The sequence below is a fragment of the Acidimicrobiales bacterium genome, assembly GCA_035512495.1.
Classification (GTDB): domain Bacteria; phylum Actinomycetota; class Acidimicrobiia; order Acidimicrobiales; family CADCSY01; genus DATKDW01.
Window position 1 is genome coordinate 76,546 of record DATKDW010000017.1, and the last position, 23,661, is coordinate 100,206.

The following is a 23,661-nucleotide window of genomic DNA, read 5'->3' on the forward strand; positions in this document are numbered from 1 at the left end:
CGCAGGATGCCCCCGGAGGATGGGATCGGCGGGCGGAATTGTTACCATGGCCGTAGGGGAAATCCCGACGGAACGTCCGCACGCGACGCAGAGGACCACCATGGCAGTCACGGATCTCGATCTCGGCAAGTACAAGCTCGGCTGGAGCGACGCCGAGGAGTACGTCTTCAAGCCCAAGAAGGGCCTCAGCGCCGACATCATCAACGAGATGTCGTGGATGAAGGGCGAGCCCGACTGGATGCGCAAGATGCGCATGAAGGCCCTGGCTCACTTCGAGCGCCGGCCCATGCCCGCCTGGGGCGGCGACATGTCGGAGATCTACCTCGACGACATCTACTACTACATCAAGCCCACCAACAAGCAGGTCGACGCCTGGGACGACCTGCCCGAGTCGGTCAAGAACACCTACGAGAAGCTGGGCATCCCCGAGGCCGAGCGCAAGTACCTCGCCGGCGTCACCGCCCAGTACGAGTCCGAGGTCGTGTACCACAAGAACCGCGACGACCTCGAGGCCCAGGGCGTCATCTTCACCGACATGGACACCGCGCTGCGGGAGCACCCGGAGGTCGTCCGTGCCTACTTCGGCAAGATCATCCCGGCCAACGACAACAAGTTCTCGGCCCTCAACAGCGCGGTGTGGTCGGGTGGGTCGTTCATCTACGTGCCGCCGGGCGTCCACGTCGAGATGCCGCTGCAGGCCTACTTCCGCATCAACGCCGAGAACATGGGCCAGTTCGAGCGGACGCTGATCATCGCCGACGAGGGCTCCTCGGTGCACTACATCGAGGGCTGCTCGGCGCCGGTGTACACGACCGACTCGCTGCACTCCGCTGTGGTCGAGATCGTCGTCAAGCCGTCGGCTCGGGTCACCTACACCACCATCCAGAACTGGTCGAACAACGTCTTCAACCTGGTCACCAAGCGGGCCCGGGTCGAGGCCGAGGGGCACATGGAGTGGATCGACGGCAACATCGGCAGCCGCCTCACCATGAAGTACCCCGCCGTGGTGATGGTGGGCCCGAAGGCCTCGGGTGAGGTCCTGTCGGTCGCCTACGCCGGCGAGGGCCAGCACCAGGACGCCGGGGCCAAGATGACCCACGCCGCCCCGGAGACCACCAGCCGGATCATCTCCAAGTCGATCTCCAAGGACGGCGGCCGCACCAGCTACCGCGGCCTGGTCCACGTCGACGACGACGCCTACGGCTGCAAGAGCTACGTGCAGTGCGACGCGCTCATCCTCGACGAGGACAGCATCTCCGACACGTACCCCTACATGGAGGTCCACGCCCGGGATGCCGTGGTCGGCCACGAGGCCACCGTGTCCAAGGTGGGCGACGAGCAGCTCTTCTACCTGATGAGCCGTGGCCTCTCCCAGGAGCAGGCCATGGGCATGATCGTCAACGGCTTCATCGAGCCGGTCACCCGGACGCTGCCCATGGAGTACGCCGTCGAGTGGAGCCGCCTGATCGAGCTGCAGATGGAGGGCTCGGTCGGCTGAGCGCCGCCTCCGACCCGGCGCACGGTCCGCGACCGCCCCTCAGAGCGGTCGTGCCGCGCCCGGGCCGCCCCCGCGGACGACTCCCGTGTTGGCACACTGGTCCCCATGCCGATGCGGACGGAGTGCAAGCACTACGAGAGCAGGACGTACGCCAACGGCGACACGGTGCGCAAGTGCGACCTCAACCTGGCGCCCGAGGCCCCGTGGCGCTGCCCCGACGAGTGCCCCGAGTTCTCCCGGCGCCTCTCCGACGTGGCGTGGAGCTACGGCACCATGGTCTCGCCGCCCACCCCCGACGAGCCCGAGGGCGAGGACATCGCCGCCCTGCTGCGCGAGGCCAAGAGCGTCGTCAACGCCGCCGCCCCCGACGTGCTCGAGCAGCTTGACGCCGAGCGTCGCCGGGCCACCGGCTGGCGTCGGTTCATCCCCCGCCGCCGCTCCTGAGGCCAGCCGCCGTGTGACGTCGTTCACGTTGCGCTGAGCCCGGCGGCGATGGACCATCGGTGCATGTCGGACACCCAGACCGTGCCCATGGCCGAGCTGCTGCGGGAGCCCGCGGTCCGGGAGGACCCGTACCCGGCCTACGCCCGCCTGGCCGAACAGGGCCGGCTCGTGCCCACGACCTACGGCGGGATCGTCGTCACCCGCCACGCCGACGCCTTCGCCGTCCTGCGCGACGCCCGCCTCAGCAGCAACAACCGCCATCAAGCCGGCTACGACCAGGCGGTCGAGCTCGCCGGGCAGGTCGGCCTGAGCGACCTCGTGGAGCTGTCCGCCCGCCTGATGCTCTTCGCCGACCCGCCCGACCACACCAGGCTCCGACGCCTGGTCAGCACCGCCTTCACCCCCCGGGCGGTGGAGGCCATGCGCCCCCGCATCGCCGCCACCGTCGATCGTCTGCTCGACGACGTGGCCCCCGAGGGCGGGGCCGACCTGGTGGAGGCGCTGGCGTTCCCGTTGCCGGTGACGGTCATCAGCGAGATGCTGGGGGTGCCGGCGGCTGACCACCAGCTGCTGCGGGGGTGGACCTCCGCGTTGGTGACGGCGCTCGACCCCTCCGACGACATCGCCGCCATCTTCCCGGCGGCCGAGGGCATGCGCGCCATGCGCGCCTACTTCGACGACCTCGTCGTGCAACGCCGGCGGGCGCCGGGCGACGACCTGCTCAGCGCCCTGATCGCCGCGGAGGACGAGGGTGAGCGCCTCACCCACGACGAGCTGCTCGACACCACGATCCTCCTCTTCGCCGCCGGGCACGAGACCACCGTGAACCTCATCTCCGGCGGGATCCTCAACCTGCTGCGTCACCCCGGCGAGCTCGCCCGCCTGCAGGACGACCCGTCGCTCATCGGCTCGTGCGTCGAGGAGCTGCTCCGGTTCGGACCCCCCGTGCAGCTGACGGCCCGCACCGCCACCGAGGAGCTCGAGCTGGCCGGGTCGACGGTCGAGAAGGGTACCGAGCTGGTGGTGCTGCTCGCCGGCGCCAACCGCGACCCCGACGTGTTCGACCAGCCCGATCGCCTCGACATCACCCGGACCGACAACCGCCACCTGTCCTTCGGAGGCGGGATCCACCTGTGCCTGGGCGCGCCCCTCGCCCGGATCGAGGGACAGGAGGCGATCGGGGCGCTGGTCCGCCGCTTCCCCCACCTGGCACTCGCCGAGGACGAGGTCGAGTGGAAGGCGACCACCACGATCCGGGGCCCGGCGCGCTTGGCGCTCAGCTGGTGACGGTGCGGACGAGGCGCGCACCGGGTGGTCCGGCCCATGTGGGAGCGCGGGGCAACCGGCAGTAGCCTGCAACGACGGGGGCCGGTCTGGCCCCCACCGTCGCGAGAGAGGCCAGAACGCTGCGCACCTTCACCGCCGCTGCCGCCGCCCGGCTGGGTGGACCCGACTGGTTGCAGGCCCGACGGGCCGCCGCCGTCGAGCGGGCGGGCGCCGCCGAGCTGCCCACCACCGAGCAGGAGGAGTGGCGCTACAGCCGGATCGGCGAGCTCGACCTCGACGCCTGGCTCCCGGCCGTCGGGCTCGACCAGCAGCCGGCGGGGGTGCCCGACGACCTGCTGCCGGTGCTCGACGCCGTCGGCGAGCGCGCCGCGCTGGTGGTCGTCCGCAACGGCCACGTGACCCACGTCGAGGTCGACGACGCCTTGGCCGCCAAGGGCCTGGTGGTGGGTCGTCTCATCGAGCTCGACGCCGACGGCACCGCCCTCGGCCAGACCACCGGCGACGCCAGCGGCATGCTCGACCTGCTCAACGACGCGTTCTGCGCCGACCCAGTCCTCGTCCGGGTGCCGGACGGGATGGTCGTGCGTGCGCCCATCGTCATCGCCCAGTGGCTCGACGCCGACGGCGTGGCCACCTTCCCCCGCGTCGTGGTCCAGGCCGGTGCCGACACCGAGGTCTCGGTCTACGACCACCAGGGGTCGACTGACGTGGCCGCCCTCACCGTGCCCGTCGTCGAGCTCGACGCCGGCCCGGCGGCCCGCCTCCGCTACACCAACGCCCAGCGCCTCGGACCCCGGGTGTGGCAGCTCGGCCGGCAGTCCAGCAGGGCCGGACGCGACGCCACGCTGCGATCCACCGTTGTCTCCCTCGGCGGCGACTACGCCCGCCTCGCCATCGACTCGACCATGGACGGCAAGGGCTGCACCGGCGAGCTGATGGCGGTGTACTTCGGCGAAGGCAGCCAGATGCACGACTTCCGCACCATGCAGGACCACGTGGCGCCCGCCACCACCAGCAACCTCCTCTTCAAGGGGGCGGTGCAGGGCACCTCCCGGTCGGTCTACACCGGGTTGATCCACATCGGGAAGCAGGCGGCGGGGGTCAGGGCCTTCCAGACGAACCGCAACGTGAAGCTCTCCGAGGGGTCGTGGGCGGAGTCGGTGCCCAACCTCGAGATCGAGAACAACGACGTCCAGTGCTCCCACGCCTCGGCCGTCGGCCCGGTCGACGAGGAGCAGCGCTTCTACCTCGAGAGCCGCGGCGTGCCCCCCGAGCCGGCCGAGCGCCTCATCGTGCTCGGGTTCTTCGAGGAGGTCCTCGTCGGCATCCCCCTGCCCGGTGCGGTCGACCTGCTGCGCCAGGAGATCGCCGCCAAGCTCAGCCGCAGGGAGTTGGTGACCCATGGCGCGTGAGGAGATCGTGTGCCGCCTGACCGACCTGAAGGACGGCGTCGCCACCCGCTTCGAGATAGGCGACCGGGCCGTCGCCGTGGTCCGCCTCGGCGACGACGTCTACGCCATCGGCGACCGCTGCAGCCACGCCGACGTCTCGCTGAGCGAGGGCGAGATCGATCCCGACACCTGTCACATCGAGTGCTCGAAGCACGGCAGCTCGTTCGACCTGCGGACTGGGGAGCCCGACACCCTGCCGGCCACGAAGCCCGTGCCGGTCTACGACGTGGTCGTCGATGGTGACGACGTGAAGGTGGTGGTCAGCTGATGTCCGAGCTGGTGATCGAGGGCCTGCGTGCCAGCGTCGGCGGCATGGAGATCCTGCGCGGGGTCGACCTCACCGTGCGCAGCGGTGAGGTGCACGCGGTGATGGGCCCCAACGGCTCCGGTAAGTCCACCCTCTCCCACGTGGTGATGGGCCGCCCGGGCTACGAGGTGCTCGGCGGGTCGGTGAGCCTCGACGGCGTCGACCTGCTCGCCCTCGCCCCCTGGGAGCGAGCTGCGGCCGGGCTGTACCTCGCCATGCAGTACCCCACCGAGGTCCCCGGGGTTTCGGTCGAGGCCATGCTCACCGAGGCGCTCTCCGCCATGGGGCGGGGCGGGTCCGACGTCGCGGCGCGGATGCGGACCGAGGCCGAGCGCATCGGCTTCGACGAGCGCTTCCTGTCGCGCCCGGTCAACGTCGACCTCTCTGGTGGCGAGAAGAAGCGCAACGAGACCCTGCAGCTCGGGGTGCTCGAGCCCAAGATCGCCATCCTCGACGAGATCGACTCCGGCCTCGACGTCGACGCCCTGCGCATGGTGAGCCAGGTCGTGGAGGTCCACACCAAGGAGCGGGGGCTCGGCGTCCTCGCCATCACCCACTACCGCCGCCTGCTCACCGAGCTGCGGGCCGACCGGGTCCACGTGCTGTCGCAGGGTCGCATCGTCGCCAGCGGCGGCCCGGAGCTGGCCGACGAGCTCGAGGAGAGCGGCTACGCCGGGTTCGTCGAGGAGGAGGGGGTCGCCACCGAGACCACCCCCTTCGCCCCGGCGGCGCCCCGCCCCGACGAGGATCCCTTCGCCGACCCTCTGGCCTGACCGGGGCCGTCAGCTGCTGGCGGCGGCGACCTCGTCGAGCGCCTGGGAGAGGGTGTTCCAGGAGAGGGTGGCGCACTTGATGCGCACGGGGAACTTGACCACGCCTTGGAGCGCCTCGAGGTCGCCGAGGGTGACCTCGGGGTCGGGCGTGGGGGCATCGGTGCCCGTGCCGTCGCCGTCGTCGCCGTCGAGGCTGTGCTCGTGGATCGACATCAGGGCCTTGAACGCCCGGGTCACCGCGCGGGCTTCCTCGACGGTGCGTCCCTTCACCGCCGAGCTCATCATGGACGCCGACGACTGGCTGATGGAGCAGCCCTGGCCGCCGATCTTGAGGTCGCTGATCCGGCCCTCGGGGTCGACCTCGAGGTACACGACGATCTCGTCGCCGCAGAGCGGGTTGAAGCCCTCGCTGCGGTGCGCGGGTGGTGTGGGCAGCTCGCCCCGGTTCCGGGGGTTGCGGTAGTGGTCGAGGATGATCTCGCGATAGAGGTCTTCGAGGCCGGGCATGGTTCTCAGCTCTCCTACAGGCAGAACAGGTCGGAGCACGCGTCGAGGGCGTCGGCGAGGGCGTCGACGTCGTCGGTGTTGTTGTACACGTAGAACGAGGCCCGGGCGGTGGCACCCACGCCGAGGCGTCGCATCAGGGGCTTGGCGCAGTGGTGCCCGGCCCGCACGCAGACCCCGCTCTGGTCGAGCACCTGCGAGATGTCGTGGGGGTGGATGTCGGCGAAGGCGAAGGACAGGACCCCGCCGCGCTCGTTGGCGTCGAGCGGGCCGTGGACCGTGAACCGTTCGCCGAAGCGCTCGGTGAGGGTGCGGATGGCGTAGCCGGTGACGTCGACCTCGTGGGCCCGCACGGCGTCGAGGCCGTAGCGCTCGAGCTCGTCGAGGGCGACGCCGAGGCCGATGGCCTCGGCGATGGGCGGGGTGCCGGCCTCGAACTTCCAGGGCAGCTCGTTGGGCGTGAACCCGTCGAGGCGGACGTCGCTGATCATGTCGCCACCACCGAGGAAGGGTGGCATGGCGTCGAGGAGCTCCTCGCGCCCCCACAGCACCCCGATGCCGGTGGGCCCGAGCACCTTGTGGCCGGTGAAGGCGAAGAAGTCGGCACCGAGGGCGGCAACGTCGGTGCGGAGGTGGGGCACGTGCTGGGCGCCGTCGACGAGCACGAGGGCGCCGGCGTCGTGGGCCGCGTCGGCCAGCGAGCGGATGGGGTTGATCGTGCCGAGGACGTTGCTCATGGCGGTGACGCCGAGCATCTTCACGCCGTCGAGCTTGCGGTCGAGGTCACTCAGGTCGAGGTGGCCGTCGTCGGTGGTGCCGAGGTGGCGCAGCTCGAGGCCGAGCTCCTCAGCGAGCATGAGCCACGGCACCAACATGGCGTGGTGCTCCATCTCGGTGAGGAGGACGGCATCGCCTCGACGCAGGTTGGCTCGCCCCCAGGACTGCACCACCAAGTTGAGCGCCTCGGTGACGTTCTTGGCGAAGATGACCTCGCGGTCGCTGGCGGCGCCGATGAAGCGGGCGATGCGCCGGCGGGAACCCTCGTAGCGGGCAGTGGCCTCCTCGGCGATGGCGTAGACGCCCCGGTGCACGTTGGCGTGGGTGGTGCCGTAGTAGTCGTCCATGGCCTCGAGCACGGCGCGGGGCTTCTGGGACGAGGCAGCGGAGTCGAGGAAGACGAACGGCGCGCCGAGCCGAGCGTGGTGCTCGTAGATGGGGAAGTCGCGCCGGATGGCGGCGACGTCGAGCGTGGCCGGGGCGCTGAGCGCGGTGGAGGTGGTCACTGGCCCCGCCAGGCGTCGTAGCCCTGGGCCTCGAGCTTGTGGGCCAGCTCGGCCCCACCGCTCTCGACGATGCGGCCATCGATCAGGACGTGCACGACGTCGGGCTCGAGCTCCTCGAGGATGCGCTGGTAGTGGGTGATCAGGATGACGCCCATGCCGGGCCGGTCCGCCTTGACCTCGCGCACCCCGCGGGCGACCACCCGGAGGGCGTCGATGTCGAGTCCGGAGTCGGTCTCGTCGAGGATGGCGAGGTCGGGCTCGAGGATCGCCATCTGGAGGATCTCGTTGCGCTTCTTCTCCCCGCCGGAGAAGCCCTCGTTGAGGTAGCGGTCGGCGAACGACGGGTCCATGTCGAGGCGTCCCATCCACTCCATGACCGCCAGACGGGTCTCGAGCGCCGAGAGGTCGTCGATGCCCTTGCGGGCGGCGAGCGCCTGCTGGAGGAACGAGCGCACCGGGACGCCCGAGATCTCCTGGGGGTACTGGAAGGCGAGGAAGATGCCCGCCTTGGCCCGCACGTCGGTGTCCCACTCGGTGATGTCCTCGCCCTTGTAGCGAAGGCGGCCGCTGGTGACGGTGTAGTCGGGGTTCCCGAGCAGGGCGTTGGCCAGGGTGGACTTCCCCGAGCCGTTGGGGCCCATGAGCGCGTGGATCTCGCCGGGCTGCACCGTGAGGTCGACGCCTCGGAGCAGCTCGACCCGGCCGTCCCCGCTCTCGTCCGCCACGCTGACGTGGAGGTCGTCGATCACGAAGAGGGGCTCGGGCATGGCGTTGAGTGTAACCGCCACCTCGCGCATTATCCCTATGGCGGTAGTGCTAATGGGTCGGTCTTCCCCGGTCCGCGGCTGCGCTCGCGACCACGTAGGGTGCGGCGGTGCGCCGGGCACTCCTCCTCCTCGTGTCCATCGCCCTCGCGGCGGCCGGGTGCGGGCAGGCGGACGGCGGTGACGTCGCTGCCGGCGACGGCCGGGGGATGGCGTCGCTGTCGGCCAACCGCCCGGCCGGGCAGTTCGACGTCGAGCTCACCGGCGCCGCCGTGGTCGGCGGCCAGGGCCACCCGACGGGCTCGGGGGCGGCGGTCGTCACCCTGCAACCCACCCGGGGGGAGCTCTGCTACCGCATCGACGTCGACGGTGTCGACGAGGTCACCTCCGCCCACCTCTTCGAGGGCAAGGTGGGCGTCGTCGGTGGCGTGGTGCTGAACCTGCAGCCGCCGGCCGGCGGCTCGGTCGACCGGTGCGTCACCGCTCCGAGCGCCCTCCTGACCAAGGTGGCGGCCACGCCGGCCGCCTTCTCCCTCCACCTGCGCACCGTGGCGCATCCCGAGGGGGCACTGCGAGGGCACCTGCGAGTCGACTGAGCGCAGGCGAGGCCAGGACCGGGCCCCGGCAGCGAGGGCCCCGTAGAGTCCCGCCCATGAGCTCGCCCACCCTTGTCACCGAAGCCTCCGATGTCGCCTGGGACCTGACCGACCTCCTCGAGGGGGTCGACGGCCCGCCCGAGCAGGCCGTCGACGCCCTGCTCGACGACGCCGACCAGCGGGCCCAGGAGCTCGCCGCCCTCCGGGGACGGGTGGCCGAGCTCGACGGGCCCTCACTCGTGGCCCACATGACGGCGACGGCGGCGCTCCACGAGGTGGCTGGACGGGCCGCGTCCTACGCCTCGCTCCGCTACGCCGTCGACACCGCGGAGCCTGCCCTGGGGGCCCTGCAGCAGCGGGTCACCGAGCGGGTCAACGCCATCCAGACGGAGCTGCTGTTCTTCGACCTCGAGTGGGCGGCCCTGCCCGACGAGGCTGTCGCCGAGCTGCTCGACACCGAGGGCATCGAGGCCTTCCGTCACCACCTTGAGCGCGTGCGGGCCACCCGCCCGTACCTCCTGACCGAGCCCGAGGAGCGGGTGCTCTCGGAGAAGTCGGTCACGGGGTCGTCGGCGTGGTCACGCCTGTTCGAGGAGCTCACGTCGGCCATCGAGGTCGACCTCGACGGGCAGTCGGCCACCCTCGGCGAAGCGCTGTCCCGCCTCCTGTCGAACGACGGGGAGGTGCGGCGCCGGGCTGCCGAGGCCGTCACGGCCGCCCTCGCCCCGGGACTGCGCACGCGGGCGTTCATCTACAACACGCTGCTCCACGACAAGGCCGTCGACGACCGGCTCAGGGGGCTGCCGACGTGGGTCTCGAGCCGCAACATCGCCAACGAGGCCTCCGACGAGTCCGTCGAGGCCCTCGTGGCGGCGGTCCGGGGCCGCTACGACCTCCCGAAGCGGTGGTACGCCCTCAAGGCCCGGGTCCTCGGCGTCGAGCGCCTGGCCGATCACGACCGCATGGCCAGCCTCGCCACCGACGATGGCCACGTGGGCTGGGACGAGGCCCGCTCGATCGTGCTCGACAGCTACGCCTCGTTCTCCCCCGAGATGGCCGACGTTGCCCGGCGGTTCTTCGACGAGGGCTGGATCGACGCGCCGCCCCGCCGCGGCAAGCGGCCCGGGGCCTTCTGCTCCTACACCGTGCCGTCGGTGCACCCCTACGTGTTCCTGAACTACACCGCCACCCGCAACGATGTGCTCACCCTCGCCCACGAGCTGGGCCACGGCCTGCACGCCTGGATGGCGCGGGACCAGGGTCCGTTCCACCAGTCGACGCCGCTCACCCTCGCCGAGACCGCCTCGGTGTTCGGCGAGACGGTCACCTTCGGCCGCCTGCTCGAGTCCTGCGAGACGCCCGACGCCCGCCTCGCCCTGCTGGCGGAGAACATCGAGGGCGGCATCGCCACGGTGTTCCGCCAGACGGCGATGAACCGCTTCGAGCACGCCGCCCACACCGCGCGCCGGACCGAGGGCGAGCTGTCGGTGGAACGCTTCGGTGAGCTGTGGGCCGAGTCGCAGGAGGAGATGCTCGGCGACACCGTCGAGATCAGCGAGGGCTACCGCACGTGGTGGTCGTACGTGCCCCACTTCATCGCGGTGCCGGGCTACGTCTACGCCTACGCCTACGGCCAGCTCCTCGCCCTCTCGGTCTACCGTCGCTACACGGAGCAGGGCGGCGACTTCGTGCCCCGCTACCTCCACCTCCTCTCGGCCGGCGGCTCGATGGCGCCCGAGGACCTCGGCCGCATCGTCGGGTGCGACCTCGCCGACCCGGAGTTCTGGGACGGTGGGCTCAGCATCATCGAGGAGCAGATCGACGCGGCCGAGACCGCCGCCCACGAGGCGGGCAGGCTGTGAGCGGCGCGGGTCGGCGATGGTGATCACCGCCGAGACGCTCACCGCCGTGATCGTCCACCGGCGCCAACCCGAGGCCTGCGTGCGCACGGGCCGCCTGCTGCTCGAGGAGGGCGTCGACCGCCTCATCGTGGTCGACAACGGCTCGGGTCCCGAGGCGCTTGCCGCCGTGGTGGCCGGGCTCCCGGCCGCCGAGGTGATCGACCTCGGCGCCAACGCCGGCTTCGGTCCCGGCGCCAACGCCGGCGTCCGCCGCTGGCTCGACGAGGGCCCGTCGGCGGGGGAGTGGGTGCTGGTCTGCCCTCACGACGCCACCCCCGAGCCCGGGTGCGTGGCCACGCTCGTCAAGGCGGCCGAGGCGCGTCCGCGCGCCGGCCTCGCCTGCGCCGAGTACGGCGACCACCACGAGCCCAAGGCCCGGCCCGTCGTCGACCCCTACCTCGGGGGGATCCTGGTGGCGACGGATCGCCGGCCGGGCTGGGAGGACGCCGGCCACCCCCACGGGACCATGCTGCTCGCCCGCCGGGCCTGCCTCGAGGAGGTCGGCCTGTTCGACGAGCGCTACTTCGCCTACTGCGAGGAGGCCGACCTCGGGATGCGCGCCCGCGAGGCCGGGTGGGAGGTCGGGATCGTGTGGGGGGCCATCGTGCGCAACCCCACCATGTCGTCGGAGACCGGGGTGCCCGAGTACCTGATGCTGCGCAACACCCTGCTCCTGCTGCGGGAGCACTTCGGCGTGCGCCACGCCGCGTTCCTGTACCTGATCGCCGTCCTGTTCACCGTGCGGGGCGTGCTGGGCGGTCGCAAGACCCTCTACTGGGACCTGCGGGGCCGGCTCTTCGCCCTCCGCGACGCGCCGCTGGGCCGAGTGGGACCCCCACCGGCCGCCCTGCTCCGCAGCTAGCGGGCGGCGAGACGTCCTCTGGGCTCACGGGTCCAGCCTGCGGCGAGACGTCCCCTATGGGCTCACGGGTCCTGTCGCCGACGGGTCCTCCCGCCCTCCGCAAGCTCCGGGCGGGTCCCCCCATCGACGCCACCCGCTCGCTGCCGGTGTGCGGACTCGGCCTTCGGCCGAGGCGATGCCTATCGTGAGGGGATGGCACGGACGACGATGATCTTTGGAGCGGTGCTCGTGGTGCTCGGCATCGTGGGCTACGTGGGCTCGGGCGCCGAGAGCCCGACCGCGCTCATCCCCGCGGTCGTGGGCGTGGTCCTGGCCGCCCTCGGGGCGGTGGGCCAGAGCGAGGACCGGCGCGCCCTCACCATGCACATCGCCGCCCTCGTGGCGCTGATCGGCTTCCTCGGCAGCGTCATGGGGCTCTTCTCGCTGCCGGAGCTGCTCCGCGGCGACGACCTCGACCGGCCGTGGGCGGTCGGCGTCCAGTCGGCCATGGCCTTCGTGCTGGCGCTGTACCTGGGGATGAGCGTCCGCTCCTTCATCGTCGCCCGCAAGGCCCGCGAGGCCGGCACCGCCTGAGCCTGACCGCGGGTCAGGCGCCCCTGGTGGGGGAGGGTCGGCGGCGGCGCCAGGACTGGGCCAGGGCGGGCGGCTGCCAGCCGGCGTCGTCGACATGGACGTTGGTGCCGGGCGCGACGATCTCGTCGATGCGGTCGAGGGTGGCGTCGTCGATGGTGACAGCGGCGCCCGCCAGCAGGTCGACGAGCTGGTCCATCGTGCGAGGGCCGATGATGGCCGCCGACACCGCCGGGTGGGCCACGACGAACGCCATGGCCAGGTGGGTGAGCGAGCAGCCCGCATCCTCCGCCACCCCGATGAGGTCCTCGACCAGGTCGAGCTTGCGGGCGTTGCCCGGCAGGGCGGGGTCGAAGCGCTGGGGCATCCGCCCGGCCCGGCCCTTCGAGAGGTCGATGTCGTGGCCCTTGCGGTACTTGCCCGTGAGCCAGCCGCCGCCGAGGGGGCTCCAGGGGATGACGCCCATGCCGAAGCGCTCGCACGTGGGCAGGACCGACCGCTCGATGCCGCGGGCGAAGATCGAGTACGGCGGCTGCTCGCACACGAAGCGCTCGCGGCCCCGTCGCTCGGCCACCCACTGCGCCTCCACGATCTCCTCCGCAGGGAAGGTGGAGGAGCCGATGGCGCGGACCTTGCCCTGGTGGACGAGGTCGCTGAGCGCCCCGAGGGTCTCGTCGATGTCGGTGGCGGGGTCGGGGCGGTGCACCTGGTACAGGTCGATCCAGTCGGTCCGCAGCCGTCGCAGGCTGTGCTCGACCTCGGCGATGATCCAGCGTCGGGAGTTCCCGCGGCGGTTGGGGTCCTCGCCCATGGCGCCGTGGAACTTGGTCGCCAGCACCACGTCGTCGCGGCGGCCCTCGAGCGCCTTGCCCACGATCTCCTCGGACTCTCCGCCGGAGTAGACGTCGGCAGTGTCGATGAAGTTGATGCCGCCGTCGAGGGCGGCGTGGATGACGCGGATCGACTCGTCGTGGTCGCGCTCGCCCCAGACCCCGAACATCATCGCTCCGAGGCAGTAGGGGCTGACCTTGATGCCGGTGGTGCCGAGGGTTCGCATGCGCATGCTCCGACCATAGGCCCGCGACTGGCGTCTCGACGCCGGTGCTGCGCGTGGCAGGATGCTCGGCACAGTCCAGGAGAAGTCCTACGAGCGCGAAGAGGGGGCCGGGATGGCCGGAGTGTGTGAGGGTCGGATCGTCGTGATCACGGGGGCCGGGCGCGGGATCGGCCGCTGCCACGCCCTGGAGTACGCCCGCCAGGGCGCCACGGTGGTCGTCAACGACCTCGGTGCCGAGGTCGACGGCAGCGGCGGCTCCACGGGCCCCGCCGGCGAGGTGGTCGAGGAGATCCGCGGCATGGGTGGCGAGGCCGTGGCCAACGGTGACGACGTCTCCGACTGGGAGGGCGCCCAGCGCCTCATCAACACCGCCATCGAGTCCTTCGGCGGCCTCGACGTGCTCGTGAACAACGCCGGGATCCTGCGCGACCGCATGCTCGTCAACATGACGATCGATGAGTGGGACGCCGTGATCAAGGTCCACCTCCGGGGCACCTTCGCCCCCACCAAGTGGGCGGCCGCCTACTGGCGGGAGCGCTCCAAGGCCGGCGAGACCAACGACGCCCGCGTCATCAACACCACCTCGCCCTCGGGCATCTACGGCAACGTGGGCCAGGCCAACTACGGCGCCGCCAAGGCCGGCATCGCCAGCTTCAGCGTGATCACCGCCATGGAGCTCGGCCGCTACGGCGTCACCGTCAACGCCATCGCACCGGCGGCCCTCACCCGCATGACCGAGAACCTCGGGATGGGCGCCCGGGCTGCCGAGCGCAAGCCGGAGGAGTTCGACGCCATGGCCCCCGAGAACATCTCGCCGTTGGTCGTCTGGCTCGGCTCCACGGAGTCGGCGGAGATCACGGGCCGGGTGTTCAACGTCGTCGGCGGCCGCATCAGCGTCGCCGAGGGCTGGGCCGCCGGACCCACCGCCGACAAGGCCGACCGCTGGGACGTCGCCGAGCTCGGCGGCATCATCCCCGACCTCGTGGCCAAAGCAGCCAAGAACGCCAACATGCAAGGCCGCCGAGACTGACTCCGCAAAAGGAGAGAGCAGCGAGACGCGCGCCAGCGGCGTCGCCCGCAGAGCCAGTCGCCGCCCACAGGCGAGTGGGTGGCACCGAGGGGAGGGACCCGCCGCCCCCAAATGGAGAGAGCAGCGAGACACGCGCCAGCGGCGTCGCCCGCAGAGCCAGCTGTCGCCCACAGGCGAGTGGGTGGCACCGAGGGGAGGGACCCGCCGCCGGAGCTTGCGGAGGCGGTGGGAGGGGACCACCTCGGTGACAGGCCCCACTCGCCTCTCGAAGCACGCAAGCTGCTCAGCGGGCGCTGCCGCGACCCAGCGAGAGCGCCTGCGACAGCTGGAAGACCGCGAGGCCGAAGATGGCGACGCCGAGGGGGATGTGCCAGGCGGCAGCTGCGAGGGTGGTGCGCCCGGTGTAGCCGAGGCCGATCTGCGCGGTCACCGCCACCACGAGCACTGCCGACACCCCGATGGCCACCTTGTCGGCGCGGGCGACGATGGCCACCACGAGGGCACCGACGGCGACGAGGTACGAGACGTTGCCCACCACGCCGTGGAGGACGATGTCGATGTCGCCGAAGAGCACATCGGAGCGCCCGGCCATCCAGGCCTGGACCAGCACCAGGACGGCGAAGAGCCCGGCGAGGGCGCGGTAGCCGGCGAGCAGCTTGGCCTGGGAGGCGACGGGGGAGGTGGCATCGGCCATGGGTGCCATCCTGCCCCGCCGGCCGCGGCGGGGCTACCAGCCCCGGTCGACCCACTCCTGGAGGTGGGGGCGCTCGGTCCCGATGGTGGTGTCGTCGCCATGGCCGGGGAGCACGAGCGTCTCGGGCGGGAGGGTGAAGAGCCTCCGGTCGATCTGCTCGATGATCGTGGCGAAGCGGGCCGGGTCCTTCTCGGTGTTGCCGGGCCCGCCCGGGAAGAGCGTGTCGCCGCTGAAGAGGAGGGGTGAGCCCTCGAGCCGGAAGCACATCGAGCCGGGTGTGTGGCCCGGCGTGTGGATGGTGTGGAGCCGGAGCCGGCCGACCTCCACCACCGAGTCGTCCTCGAGGATGTCGTCGTACGACGGGAGCATCCCGGCGTCGTCGGCGGTGACGGCTACCCGGTAGCCCGCCTCGCGGACCGCCGGCACGGCCTGGATGTGGTCCCAGTGGCCATGGGTCTCGAGCACGGAGCGCACGCCGAGGTCGCGGCAGAGCTCGAGCAGGAGCTCGTGCTCGTTGGCGGCGTCGAGGAGCACGGCGTCGCCGGTGGCCTTGCAGCGCAGGACGAAGACGTTGTTCTCGAAGGGCCCGACCACCACCTTGTGCACCTCGGCCTGGCCGTCCTCGTAGTGCAGGGTGGCGCCCCCGCCGCCCCCGGCGCCGGTGTTCTTCTGGTTCTTGGCCATGTCGTGGGTCCCCCTCCGGACTTGACCCGTGGGTCAGGTGGCTTCTTGACTGTGCGGTCTAGTAAACAGTGAACAACCGCCAGACCTACCAACGAGCCACACAGGGGGCCCTCAGGTGAACTTCGCCTTCTCCGAGGAGCAGGAAGAGCTCCGCAAGACCGTCCGAGCGTTCCTCGAGAGCAAGTCCAGTGAGGCCGAGGTCCGTCGGCTCATGGAGACCGAGGAAGGCTACGACACCGCCGTCTGGAAGCAGATGGGCGAGCAGTTGGGCCTCCAGGGCCTCCACATCCCCGAGGAGTTCGGGGGCTCGGGCTACACCTACGTCGAGCTCATCGTCGTGCTCGAGGAGATGGGCCGCCGCCTGCTGGCGGCGCCGTACTTCTCCACCGTCGTCCTCGCCGCCAACGCGCTGATCCACTCCGGCGACGACGCCGCCAAGAAGGAGCACCTCCCCGGCATCGCCGCCGGCGAGACCATCGCCACCCTCGCCTTCACCGAGGAGAGCGGGCGCTGGGACGAGGAGGGCATCACCATGCAGGCGGCCAAGGGTGGCGACGGCCACACCCTCTCGGGCACCAAGACCTTCGTGCTCGACGGCCACGTCGCCGACCTGATCATCGTGGCGGCCCGCACCGACGCCGGCGTCAGCCTCTTCTCGGTCGCCGCCGACGCCGCCGGGCTCACCCGCACCCCGCTGGCCACCATGGACCAGACCCGCAAGCAGGCCCGCCTCGACTTCGACGGCACCCCGGCCACCCTCATCGGCACCGACGGTGGCGGCTGGGATGTGCTCTCGACGGTGCTCGACCTCGCCGCGGTCGGCCTCGCCGCCGAGCAGGTCGGTGGCGCCCAGCTGTGCCTCGAGATGGCGGTGCAGTACGCCAAGGACCGCGTGCAGTTCGGCCGGCCCATCGGCTCGTTCCAGGCCATCAAGCACAAGTGCGCCGACATGCTCCTCGAGGTCGAGTCGGCCAAGTCGGCCGCCTACTACGCCGGGTGGTGCGCGGCGGAGATGAACGACGAGCTGCCCTCGGTCGCCAGCCTGGCCAAGGCCTACTGCTCCGAGGCGTACTTCCACGCAACCGCCGAGAACATCCAGATCCACGGCGGCATCGGCTTCACCTGGGAGCACCCGGCCCACCTGTACTTCAAGCGGGCCAAGTCGTCCGAGCTGCTGTTCGGCGACCCCACCTACCACCGCGAGCAGCTGGCCCAGCGCATCGGGATCTGATCCCGAGCCGAGCCCGGCTCACCGCAGCGGACCGACGACGAGCCCCCGCCCCGGCGGGGGCTCGTTCGCGCACCCCCGCTCGTCGGCGCCCGTCGCGGGCCTCGGTACCATCAGGCGATGGTGCTGCTCTGGGTCGTGGTCGCCCTCGCCGTGGTCTTCGTGATCGCCGCAGTGGTCATCGGGCGCGAGGCGGGCCGTCTCCGGGGCGAGGCACCCCGGCCGGTGTTCGACCTCGAGGAGGCCACCGACTGGGTGGCGGCCAACCTCCCATTCGAGGTCGCGGCCGAGCTCACCCACGACGACGTCCGCCGGATCCTGGGGTGGAACCTCGAGTTCTTCCGATCGCGGGGGGTGACCTCCAACGGCGACGACCCCGACATCGGTCGCACGCACGTGGTGGTGGCCGGCTCCGAGACCGTTGCCTTCGTGGTCGACCAGGCGAGGGAGGCCGACTGCACCTACACCGCCCCGCAGGTCCTCGCTGTGCTCGACGCCCAGCTGGCGTACTTCGAGGCGATCGGCGCCCTCGGGCCGGCCCCCGACGACGGCGCCCCGCCTCGAAAGTGACATCGCGCCGCGGCTTCGACTCGCTACCATCTCCGTCACCAGAGAGAGGAGGTGGTCCAGCTGAGCAAACCATGTAGGACCCTGGAGGTGGTTGGCCGCTAGTTCGGCCGCCGGACCACCTGGCGAGTCCTCGCCAACCACCCTTGCATCGCCGGCCCGGATGTGGTCCCCCGGGCACACCAAACGACGCTGCAGGACAACCGGTAGTACGCGGCAGACGGGGGGAGCGCTTCGGTGCTCCCCCCGCTCCGCGCTACCGTGCCCGCCATGTCGAGGCCGAAGCAGTACGAGGAGAACCGCTACGTGGGCGACAAGCGCACCCAGCGGGTCCATGACCTCGACCACGCCACCGAGGCCTGCGGGATCGACGAGCTGATGCGGGCCGAGACCTTCGTCGGCTTCGGCCCCGACACGCTCCCCGAGGCCCGCAACCGCTGCTACCGGCTCTGCCGCCACTGCGCCGCGGCCCGGGAGGCCGCCGGCGTCGACGACGCCGCCTAGGGCCGCCGGCGTGGTCCAGGCCATCGACATCCACGTCCACCCCTCCACCGAGGAGACGACGGCGGCGTGGGGCCACCTGAAGGAGGCCACTGAGCGGTACTTCCGCACCGAGATCGCCGAGCGCTCGGTCGACGAGATGGCCGACGAGATGCGCGCCGACGACGTGCTCGCCGTGCTCCTCGCCTGGGACGCCGAGACCGCCTCCGGCCTCCCGCCGGTGACCAACGACTTCATTGCCTCGTGCGTGACCCGCCACCCCGACGCGTTCCTGGGCTTCGCCTCCGTCGACCCCTGGAAGGGCAAGGCGGCGGTGCAGGAGCTGCGCCGGGCGGTGACCGACCTCGGGCTCCGGGGCGTCAAGCTGCACCCGAGCGCCCAGTGCTTCGCCATGAACGACCGGCGCTTCTACGACCTGTGGGCCACCGCCGCCGAGCTCGGGGTGCCGCTCCTCGTCCACACCGGGACCACCGGCCTCGGCGCCGGCCTGCGGGGTGGCGGCGGGGTGAAGCTGCGCTACAGCGACCCGATGCTGCTCGACGACGTGGCTGCCGACTTCCCCGAGCTGACCATCATCGGCGCCCACCCCTCCTGGCCCTGGCAGGCGTCGATGCTGGCCATCGCCCAGCACAAGGCCAACGTCTGGATCGACCTGTCGGGCTGGTCGCCCCGGCTCTGGCCCGACGAGCTCGTTGCCGCGGTGCTCGGACCACTGCAGGACCGATGCCTCTTCGGGACCGACTACCCCTTCATCACCTTCGCCAAGTGGCGCCGGGCCTTCGCCGCCCACGAGCCCTCCGACGAGGTGGCGGAGAAGATCCTGCGCGGCAACGCGGCGCGGTTGCTGGGCCTGTCGCTCAAGGGGCCCGCTTCGCCGGGGCCCTCACGTCACGGTGGCGACGAGGGCCCTGAGGAGTCCTAGCCTGGGCGAGGTGCACGATGTCATCGAGTCCGGCGGGCTGCGCCTCACGGCGCACGTCGCCCGACCTCCCAGCGAGCGACTGCCCATCCGGGCCGGCCTGGTGCTGTGCCACGGCTTCCCCGCCGGACCGCGGAGCCCGGAGTCCTCCTCGCAGAGCTACCCCCAGCTCGCCGACCGCCTGGCGGCCGACGCCGGCTGGACCGTCCTGAGCTTCAACTTCCGTGGCACGGGCGGGTCCGGTGGCGACTTCTCGCTCAACGGCTGGATCGACGACGTGCGGGCTGCCGTCGACCACCTGCTCGAGGTGGAGGGCGTCGACGCCGTCTGGCTGGCGGGAGCCAGCACCGGCGGGTCGGCGGCGATCTGCGCGGCGGCCGAGGACGAGCGGGTCCGGGGCGTCGCCGCCCTGTCGGCGCGCGCCGACTTCGACGACTGGGCGGCGCACCCGAAGCGCTTCTTGCAGCACGCCCGCGAGATCGGGGTCATCCGCGACCCGCTCTACCCGGCGAACGTCGACGCGTGGATCCGCCAGCTCAAGGAGACCCGGCCCCTGGCCTACGTGGCCAAGCTCGCTCCCCGGCCCCTGCTCCTGATCCAGGGCTCGGACGACGACGTGGTGCCCTCGCTCGACGCCCGGGCACTGGCCGACTGCCACGGCCAGGCCGACCTGCGCATCATCAACGGGGCAGGGCACACCCTGCGCCACGATCCCCGGGCCATCGCCATCCTCCTCGGGTGGCTGGAGCGCCAGCTGCCAACGTCCCCGGCCGACCCCGAGGAGCCCGACTTCGACGAGGCCGACCCGGACGTCACTCGTCCTTCGCTCGACCCGCCGCCTTCTGCTCCTTCTTGAACGCCCGCACCCGCTCGAGGCTGGTCTGGTCGGTGACATCGGCCACGGAGCGGGGCTGACCGTCGGCGAAGGGGCCGGCGGCGTCCTCCCACCCCGGTGGGCGCACCCCGCGGCGCTTGGCCAGCACGGCCAGGAAGATCCGGGCCTTGTCCTTCCCGAACCCTGGGAGCGCCTCCAGGCGGCGGCGCAGCTCGGCGCCGTCGGCGACGCCCTCCCAGACCGCTTCGGCCCGGCCGTCGTGGTGCTCCACGAGGTGGCGGCACAGCTCGTGGGCCCGCTTCGCCATCGATGTCGGGTAGCGGTGCAGGGCGGGCTTCTCGCGGAACGCGGCTGCAAGGTCGTCGGGGTCCATGGCGGCGATGGCGCCGGCGTCGAGGCTGCCCGCCAGGCGCTCGCGCAGGCGAGCCGGGGCACCGAAGGCCCACTCCATCGGCACCTGCTGGTCGAGGAGCATGCCGAGGAGGAGGGCCAGTGGGTCGGCAGCGAGGAGGTCGTCGGCCTCGCGGTCGCCGGTGATGAAGAACGTGTCGCCAGCCATGGCTGCGACGATACGCCTCGCCCGTCGCTACGCGAGTCGGGGATCGACTGTCTCGGGGTCGAGGTCGTAGCGGGCGATGGCGTCGTCGACCTCGGTCGTCTTGATGACCCCGTCGCGGGCGAGGGCCCAGAGGGTGGCCACCACGACCGCGGGGGCGTCGACCTCGAAGTGCCGCCGCAGGGCCTCGCGGGTGTCGCTGCGGCCGAAGCCGTCGGTGCCGAGCGGGACGAACGTCCCCGGGATCCACCGGGCCACCTGGTCGGCGACGGCCTTCATGAAGTCGGTGACGGCGACGAAGGGGCCCGCCGCGTCGGAGAGCGCCACGGCCACGTAGGGCTCCCGTGCCGGCTGTGACGGGTGGAGGCGGTTCCAGCGATCGGCATCGAGGGCGTCCTCGCGCAGCGACTTGTAGGAGGTCGCCGACCAAAGCTCGGCGCCGACATCGTGGTGCTCGGCCAGGAGGCGCCGGGCCTCGCTGGCGGCCAGCCACGCCGTCCCGGAGAAGAGGATCGTCGCCCGGCGCGAGGGCCCGTCGGGGGCGTCCTCGAAGCGGTAGAGCCCGCGGAGCACGCCTTCGGCGGCGGCGTCGGGCATGGCGGGCATCGCGTAGCTCTCGTTGTAGAGGGTGAGGTAGTAGAGGAGGTCTTCGCCCTCGGTGAACATGCGCCGGCACCCCTCGGCGATGATCGTCGCCACCTCGTAGGCGAAGGCGGGGTCGTAGGCCATCACCGACGGCACGGCGGAGGCCAGCAGCAGGCTGTGTCCGTCCTGGTGCTGGAGGCCCTCGCCGTTGAGGGTGGTGCGCCCGGCGGTGGCGCCGAGCATGAAGCCGCGGGCCCGCTGGTCGGCGGCGGCCCAGATGAGATCCATCGTCCGCTGGAAGCCGAACATCGAATAGAAGGTGTAGAAGGGGATCATCGCCTTGCCGTGGGTGGCGTAGGCGGTGCCGGCGGCGATGAGGCTGGCCATCGAGCCGGCTTCGGTGATGCCCTCCTGGAGGATCTGGCCCTGCTGGCTCTCGCGGTAGGTCAGCAGCAGGTCGGCGTCGACCGCCTCGTACTGCTGGCCGTGGGCGGCGTAGATGCCGATCTCGCGGAAGAGGCCGTCGAGGCCGAAGGTCCGGGCCTCGTCCGGGATGATCGGCACCACGCGCTCACCCACCTGCTCGTCGCGCACGAGGTTGCGCAGCATGCGGGCGAAGACCATGGTCGTCGAGACCTCGGTGCCGTTGGAGCCCTTGCGGAACTCGGCGAAGACCTCGTCGGACGGCACCGCGAGGCCGCCCGGCTGGCGGACGACCCGCTTGGGCAGCGAACCGTCGAGCGCGCGGCGCCGGTCGAGCATGTACTCCAGCTCGGTCGAGCCCTCGGGCGGACGGAAGTACGGCATCTCGCCGTCGGCGATCGCCTCGTCGGGCACCTCGTCCTGCATGTAGAGGCGGTCGCGGAACGCCGCGATCTGCTCGCCCGCCATCTTCTTGATCTGGTGGGTGGCGTTGCGGCCCTCCACGTCGGGGCCGAGCGTCCAGCCCTTGATGGTCTTGGCCAGGATCACGGTGGGGCTGCCCTCGTGCTCGACGGCCGCCTTGTAGGCGGCGTAGAGCTTCTTGTAGTCGTGGCCGCCGCGGGGGAGGGTGCGCAGCTCGTCGTCGGAGAGGTGCTCGACGATCTTGCGCAGCCTCGGGTCGGGCCCGAAGAAGTGCTCCCGGATGTAGGCGCCGGACTCGACGGAGTACTTCTGGAACTGCCCGTCGAGCGTCTCGTTCATCCGGTTGAGCAGGACACCGTCGACGTCGCGGGCGAGGAGCTCATCCCACTTGGTGCCCCACACCACCTTGATGACGTTCCAGCCCGCCCCCCGGAACACGGCCTCGAGCTCCTGGATGATCTTGCCGTTGCCGCGCACCGGGCCGTCGAGGCGCTGCAGGTTGCAGTTCACGACGAAGATCAGGTTGTCGAGGGTCTCGCGCGCCGCGATCGACAGGGCGCCGAGGCTCTCGGGCTCGTCGCACTCGCCGTCGCCGACGAAGCACCACACCTTCGAGGCGCTGGTGTCGGCGATGCGGCGGTTGTGGAGGTAGCGGTTGAAGCGGGCCTGGTAGATGGCGGTGATGGGGCCGAGGCCCATCGAAACGGTGGGGAACTCCCAGAGCTCCGGCATGAGGCGCGGGTGGGGGTAGCTCGAGAGGCCGTTGCCGCCGACCTCCTGGCGGAACCCGTCGAGGCGCTCCTCGCTCAGGTGCCCCTCGAGGTAGGCGCGCGCGTAGATCCCCGGCGAGGCGTGGCCCTGGAAGTAGATCTGGTCGCCGGCGAGGCCGTCGTCCTTGCCGCGGAAGAAGTGGTTGAAGCCGACCTCGTAGAGCGCTGCCGACGACGCGAAGGTGGCGAGGTGGCCACCGATGCCCTCCGACGTCTTGTTGGCCCGCACCACCATCGCCGCCGCGTTCCAGCGGATGTACGCCCGGATGCGTCGCTCGATGTGCTCGTCGCCCGGGAACCATGCCTGGACCTCGGGCGGGATCGTGTTCACGTACGGCGAGGACACGCTCGCCGGGTAGCCGACCTGGAGCTGGCGGGCCCGTTCGAGCAGGCGTGCCACCAGGAAGCGAGCGCGGCTCTTCCCGTGGGTGTCGACCACCGCATCGAAGCTGTCGAGCCACTCCCCGGTCTCCGTGGGATCGATGTCCGGGAGCTGGTGGACGAAGCCGTCGAAGATCATGGCTCCATGCTCGCAGCCCGACGTGGCCTTCGTGCGGGTGGTCGTCGGGTCGCGACCGGAGCGCACGCCCCGGGGCGCCGGTGGCACGGGCCATGCTTGGGGCGTGACGACCGAGGCGTACACCGACGGGGCGTGCCTGGGGAACCCGGGGCCGGGCGGCTGGGCATGGGTGGTCGACGGCGGCCCCTACGCCAGCGGAGCCGAGGCCCGGTCGACCAACCAGCGCATGGAGATCGCCGCCGCCCTCGAGGCGGTGCGGGCCATCTCGGGGCCGCTGGTCGTGGTGAGCGACTCGACCTACGTCGTGCACTGCTTCCGGGACCGCTGGTGGGAGGGCTGGATGGCGCGAGGGTGGACGACCTCATCCAAGAAGCCGGTGGCCAACCGCGACCTCTGGGAGCCTCTGATCGAGCTGGTGCGGGAGCGGGGCGACGTGTCGTTCCGGTGGGTCAAGGGCCACGCCGGCGACCGCATGAACGATCTGGCCGACCGGTTGGCCGTGGATGCCGCCACCACCCAACGGGGCCGCACCGGCACCGGCGTGCCCGCCGACCTCGGCGAGGCCGACGCCCCGGCGGCCCGCCGCGAGCGACCCGGGCGGCCGGCGGCCGCCGGCGCCGGGTTGGGGC

General features: G+C 71.5%; 25 protein-coding genes. 17 read left to right on the plus strand and 8 right to left on the minus strand.

Going from position 1 to position 23,661, the window contains the following annotated elements:
- Positions 1-100 precede the first annotated feature (100 nt).
- The 6 genes from sufB (at position 101) to sufC (VMN58_01820) (ending at position 5,760) form a co-directional block, all read left to right on the plus strand.
- Entirely contained in the window at positions 101-1,498 is a 1,398-nt protein-coding gene (sufB, locus tag VMN58_01795; protein HUF31924.1) for a Fe-S cluster assembly protein SufB, read from the plus strand.
- A gap of 105 nt (positions 1,499-1,603) precedes the next feature.
- The gene (locus tag VMN58_01800) at positions 1,604-1,942 is read left to right on the plus strand and encodes a hypothetical protein (GenBank protein ID HUF31925.1); all 339 of its coding nucleotides are present in this window, start codon (positions 1,604-1,606) and stop codon (positions 1,940-1,942) included.
- A 63-nt stretch (positions 1,943-2,005) separates the two neighbouring features.
- Positions 2,006-3,229 carry a cytochrome P450 gene (locus VMN58_01805; protein ID HUF31926.1) on the plus strand — a complete coding sequence of 408 codons (1,224 nt, stop codon included), beginning with the start codon at positions 2,006-2,008 and terminating at the stop codon, positions 3,227-3,229.
- A 170-nt stretch (positions 3,230-3,399) separates the two neighbouring features.
- The gene (locus VMN58_01810; GenBank protein HUF31927.1) at positions 3,400-4,641 is read left to right on the plus strand and encodes a SufD family Fe-S cluster assembly protein; all 1,242 of its coding nucleotides are present in this window, start codon (positions 3,400-3,402) and stop codon (positions 4,639-4,641) included.
- Positions 4,631-4,948, plus strand: a complete 318-nt coding sequence (locus VMN58_01815) for a non-heme iron oxygenase ferredoxin subunit (GenBank protein HUF31928.1) — start codon at positions 4,631-4,633, stop codon at positions 4,946-4,948. The genes VMN58_01810 and VMN58_01815 overlap by 11 nt, the downstream gene beginning before the upstream one ends.
- The gene (gene sufC, locus VMN58_01820) at positions 4,948-5,760 is read left to right on the plus strand and encodes a Fe-S cluster assembly ATPase SufC (protein HUF31929.1); all 813 of its coding nucleotides are present in this window, start codon (positions 4,948-4,950) and stop codon (positions 5,758-5,760) included. Before VMN58_01815 ends, sufC (VMN58_01820) begins: the two co-directional genes overlap by 1 nt.
- Before the next feature lie 9 nt (positions 5,761-5,769).
- On the opposite strand, the gene VMN58_01825 is transcribed toward sufC (VMN58_01820), so the two are convergent.
- Genes VMN58_01825 through sufC (VMN58_01835) form a run of 3 tightly spaced genes read right to left on the minus strand, consistent with a single transcriptional unit; the run spans position 5,770 to position 8,314 of the window.
- Entirely contained in the window at positions 5,770-6,267 is a 498-nt protein-coding gene (locus VMN58_01825; protein ID HUF31930.1) for an SUF system NifU family Fe-S cluster assembly protein, read from the minus strand.
- A gap of 14 nt (positions 6,268-6,281) precedes the next feature.
- Positions 6,282-7,547, minus strand: coding sequence for a SufS family cysteine desulfurase (locus tag VMN58_01830; protein ID HUF31931.1), 1,266 nt, complete (start codon positions 7,545-7,547; stop codon positions 6,282-6,284).
- A complete protein-coding gene (gene sufC / locus VMN58_01835; GenBank protein ID HUF31932.1) occupies positions 7,544-8,314 on the minus strand; it encodes a Fe-S cluster assembly ATPase SufC in 771 nt (256 codons plus the stop codon). The genes VMN58_01830 and sufC (VMN58_01835) overlap by 4 nt, the downstream gene beginning before the upstream one ends.
- Positions 8,315-8,421: 107 nt before the next feature.
- On the opposite strand from sufC (VMN58_01835), the gene VMN58_01840 reads away from it, so the two are divergent.
- The 4 genes from VMN58_01840 (at position 8,422) to VMN58_01855 (ending at position 12,243) form a co-directional block, all read left to right on the plus strand.
- The gene (locus VMN58_01840) at positions 8,422-8,907 is read left to right on the plus strand and encodes a CHRD domain-containing protein (protein HUF31933.1); all 486 of its coding nucleotides are present in this window, start codon (positions 8,422-8,424) and stop codon (positions 8,905-8,907) included.
- A 56-nt stretch (positions 8,908-8,963) separates the two neighbouring features.
- A complete protein-coding gene (locus VMN58_01845; GenBank protein HUF31934.1) occupies positions 8,964-10,769 on the plus strand; it encodes a M3 family oligoendopeptidase in 1,806 nt (601 codons plus the stop codon).
- 16 nt (positions 10,770-10,785) lie between these two features.
- The gene (locus VMN58_01850; protein ID HUF31935.1) at positions 10,786-11,670 is read left to right on the plus strand and encodes a glycosyltransferase; all 885 of its coding nucleotides are present in this window, start codon (positions 10,786-10,788) and stop codon (positions 11,668-11,670) included.
- Positions 11,671-11,862: 192 nt separating this feature from the next.
- Entirely contained in the window at positions 11,863-12,243 is a 381-nt protein-coding gene (locus tag VMN58_01855; GenBank protein ID HUF31936.1) for a hypothetical protein, read from the plus strand.
- A gap of 13 nt (positions 12,244-12,256) precedes the next feature.
- Here the strand turns inward: VMN58_01855 and VMN58_01860 are convergent, their stop codons facing one another.
- Positions 12,257-13,303, minus strand: coding sequence for an aldo/keto reductase (locus VMN58_01860; GenBank protein ID HUF31937.1), 1,047 nt, complete (start codon positions 13,301-13,303; stop codon positions 12,257-12,259).
- 55 nt (positions 13,304-13,358) lie between these two features.
- On the opposite strand from VMN58_01860, the gene VMN58_01865 reads away from it, so the two are divergent.
- Positions 13,359-14,327 carry an SDR family oxidoreductase gene (locus tag VMN58_01865; GenBank protein HUF31938.1) on the plus strand — a complete coding sequence of 323 codons (969 nt, stop codon included), beginning with the start codon at positions 13,359-13,361 and terminating at the stop codon, positions 14,325-14,327.
- 283 nt (positions 14,328-14,610) lie between these two features.
- On the opposite strand, the gene VMN58_01870 is transcribed toward VMN58_01865, so the two are convergent.
- Together VMN58_01870 and VMN58_01875 are read right to left on the minus strand one after the other, a co-directional pair.
- Positions 14,611-15,021, minus strand: coding sequence for a hypothetical protein (locus tag VMN58_01870; protein HUF31939.1), 411 nt, complete (start codon positions 15,019-15,021; stop codon positions 14,611-14,613).
- A 33-nt stretch (positions 15,022-15,054) separates the two neighbouring features.
- Positions 15,055-15,705, minus strand: coding sequence for an MBL fold metallo-hydrolase (locus tag VMN58_01875; protein ID HUF31940.1), 651 nt, complete (start codon positions 15,703-15,705; stop codon positions 15,055-15,057).
- A 115-nt stretch (positions 15,706-15,820) separates the two neighbouring features.
- On the opposite strand from VMN58_01875, the gene VMN58_01880 reads away from it, so the two are divergent.
- The 5 genes from VMN58_01880 (at position 15,821) to VMN58_01900 (ending at position 19,776) form a co-directional block, all read left to right on the plus strand.
- A complete protein-coding gene (locus tag VMN58_01880) occupies positions 15,821-16,936 on the plus strand; it encodes an acyl-CoA dehydrogenase family protein (GenBank protein HUF31941.1) in 1,116 nt (371 codons plus the stop codon).
- Between the two features lie 117 nt (positions 16,937-17,053).
- Entirely contained in the window at positions 17,054-17,503 is a 450-nt protein-coding gene (locus VMN58_01885) for a hypothetical protein (GenBank protein HUF31942.1), read from the plus strand.
- A gap of 267 nt (positions 17,504-17,770) precedes the next feature.
- The gene (locus VMN58_01890; protein HUF31943.1) at positions 17,771-18,004 is read left to right on the plus strand and encodes a hypothetical protein; all 234 of its coding nucleotides are present in this window, start codon (positions 17,771-17,773) and stop codon (positions 18,002-18,004) included.
- 10 nt (positions 18,005-18,014) lie between these two features.
- Positions 18,015-18,923: an amidohydrolase family protein gene (locus VMN58_01895; GenBank protein ID HUF31944.1), complete on the plus strand. Its 909-nt coding sequence runs from the start codon at positions 18,015-18,017 to the stop codon at positions 18,921-18,923.
- Between the two features lie 10 nt (positions 18,924-18,933).
- A complete protein-coding gene (locus VMN58_01900; GenBank protein HUF31945.1) occupies positions 18,934-19,776 on the plus strand; it encodes an alpha/beta fold hydrolase in 843 nt (280 codons plus the stop codon).
- Here VMN58_01900 and VMN58_01905 read toward each other — a convergent pair.
- Positions 19,733-20,314, minus strand: a complete 582-nt coding sequence (locus VMN58_01905) for an HhH-GPD-type base excision DNA repair protein (GenBank protein HUF31946.1) — start codon at positions 20,312-20,314, stop codon at positions 19,733-19,735. The genes VMN58_01900 and VMN58_01905 overlap by 44 nt on opposite strands.
- A 27-nt stretch (positions 20,315-20,341) precedes the next feature.
- Positions 20,342-23,032, minus strand: coding sequence for a pyruvate dehydrogenase (acetyl-transferring), homodimeric type (gene aceE / locus VMN58_01910; GenBank protein HUF31947.1), 2,691 nt, complete (start codon positions 23,030-23,032; stop codon positions 20,342-20,344).
- A 103-nt stretch (positions 23,033-23,135) separates the two neighbouring features.
- Between aceE and VMN58_01915 the strand changes: the two genes are divergently transcribed.
- Positions 23,136-23,661 (plus strand): ribonuclease H (locus tag VMN58_01915; GenBank protein ID HUF31948.1); only part of this gene is annotated, 526 nt, incomplete at its 3' end.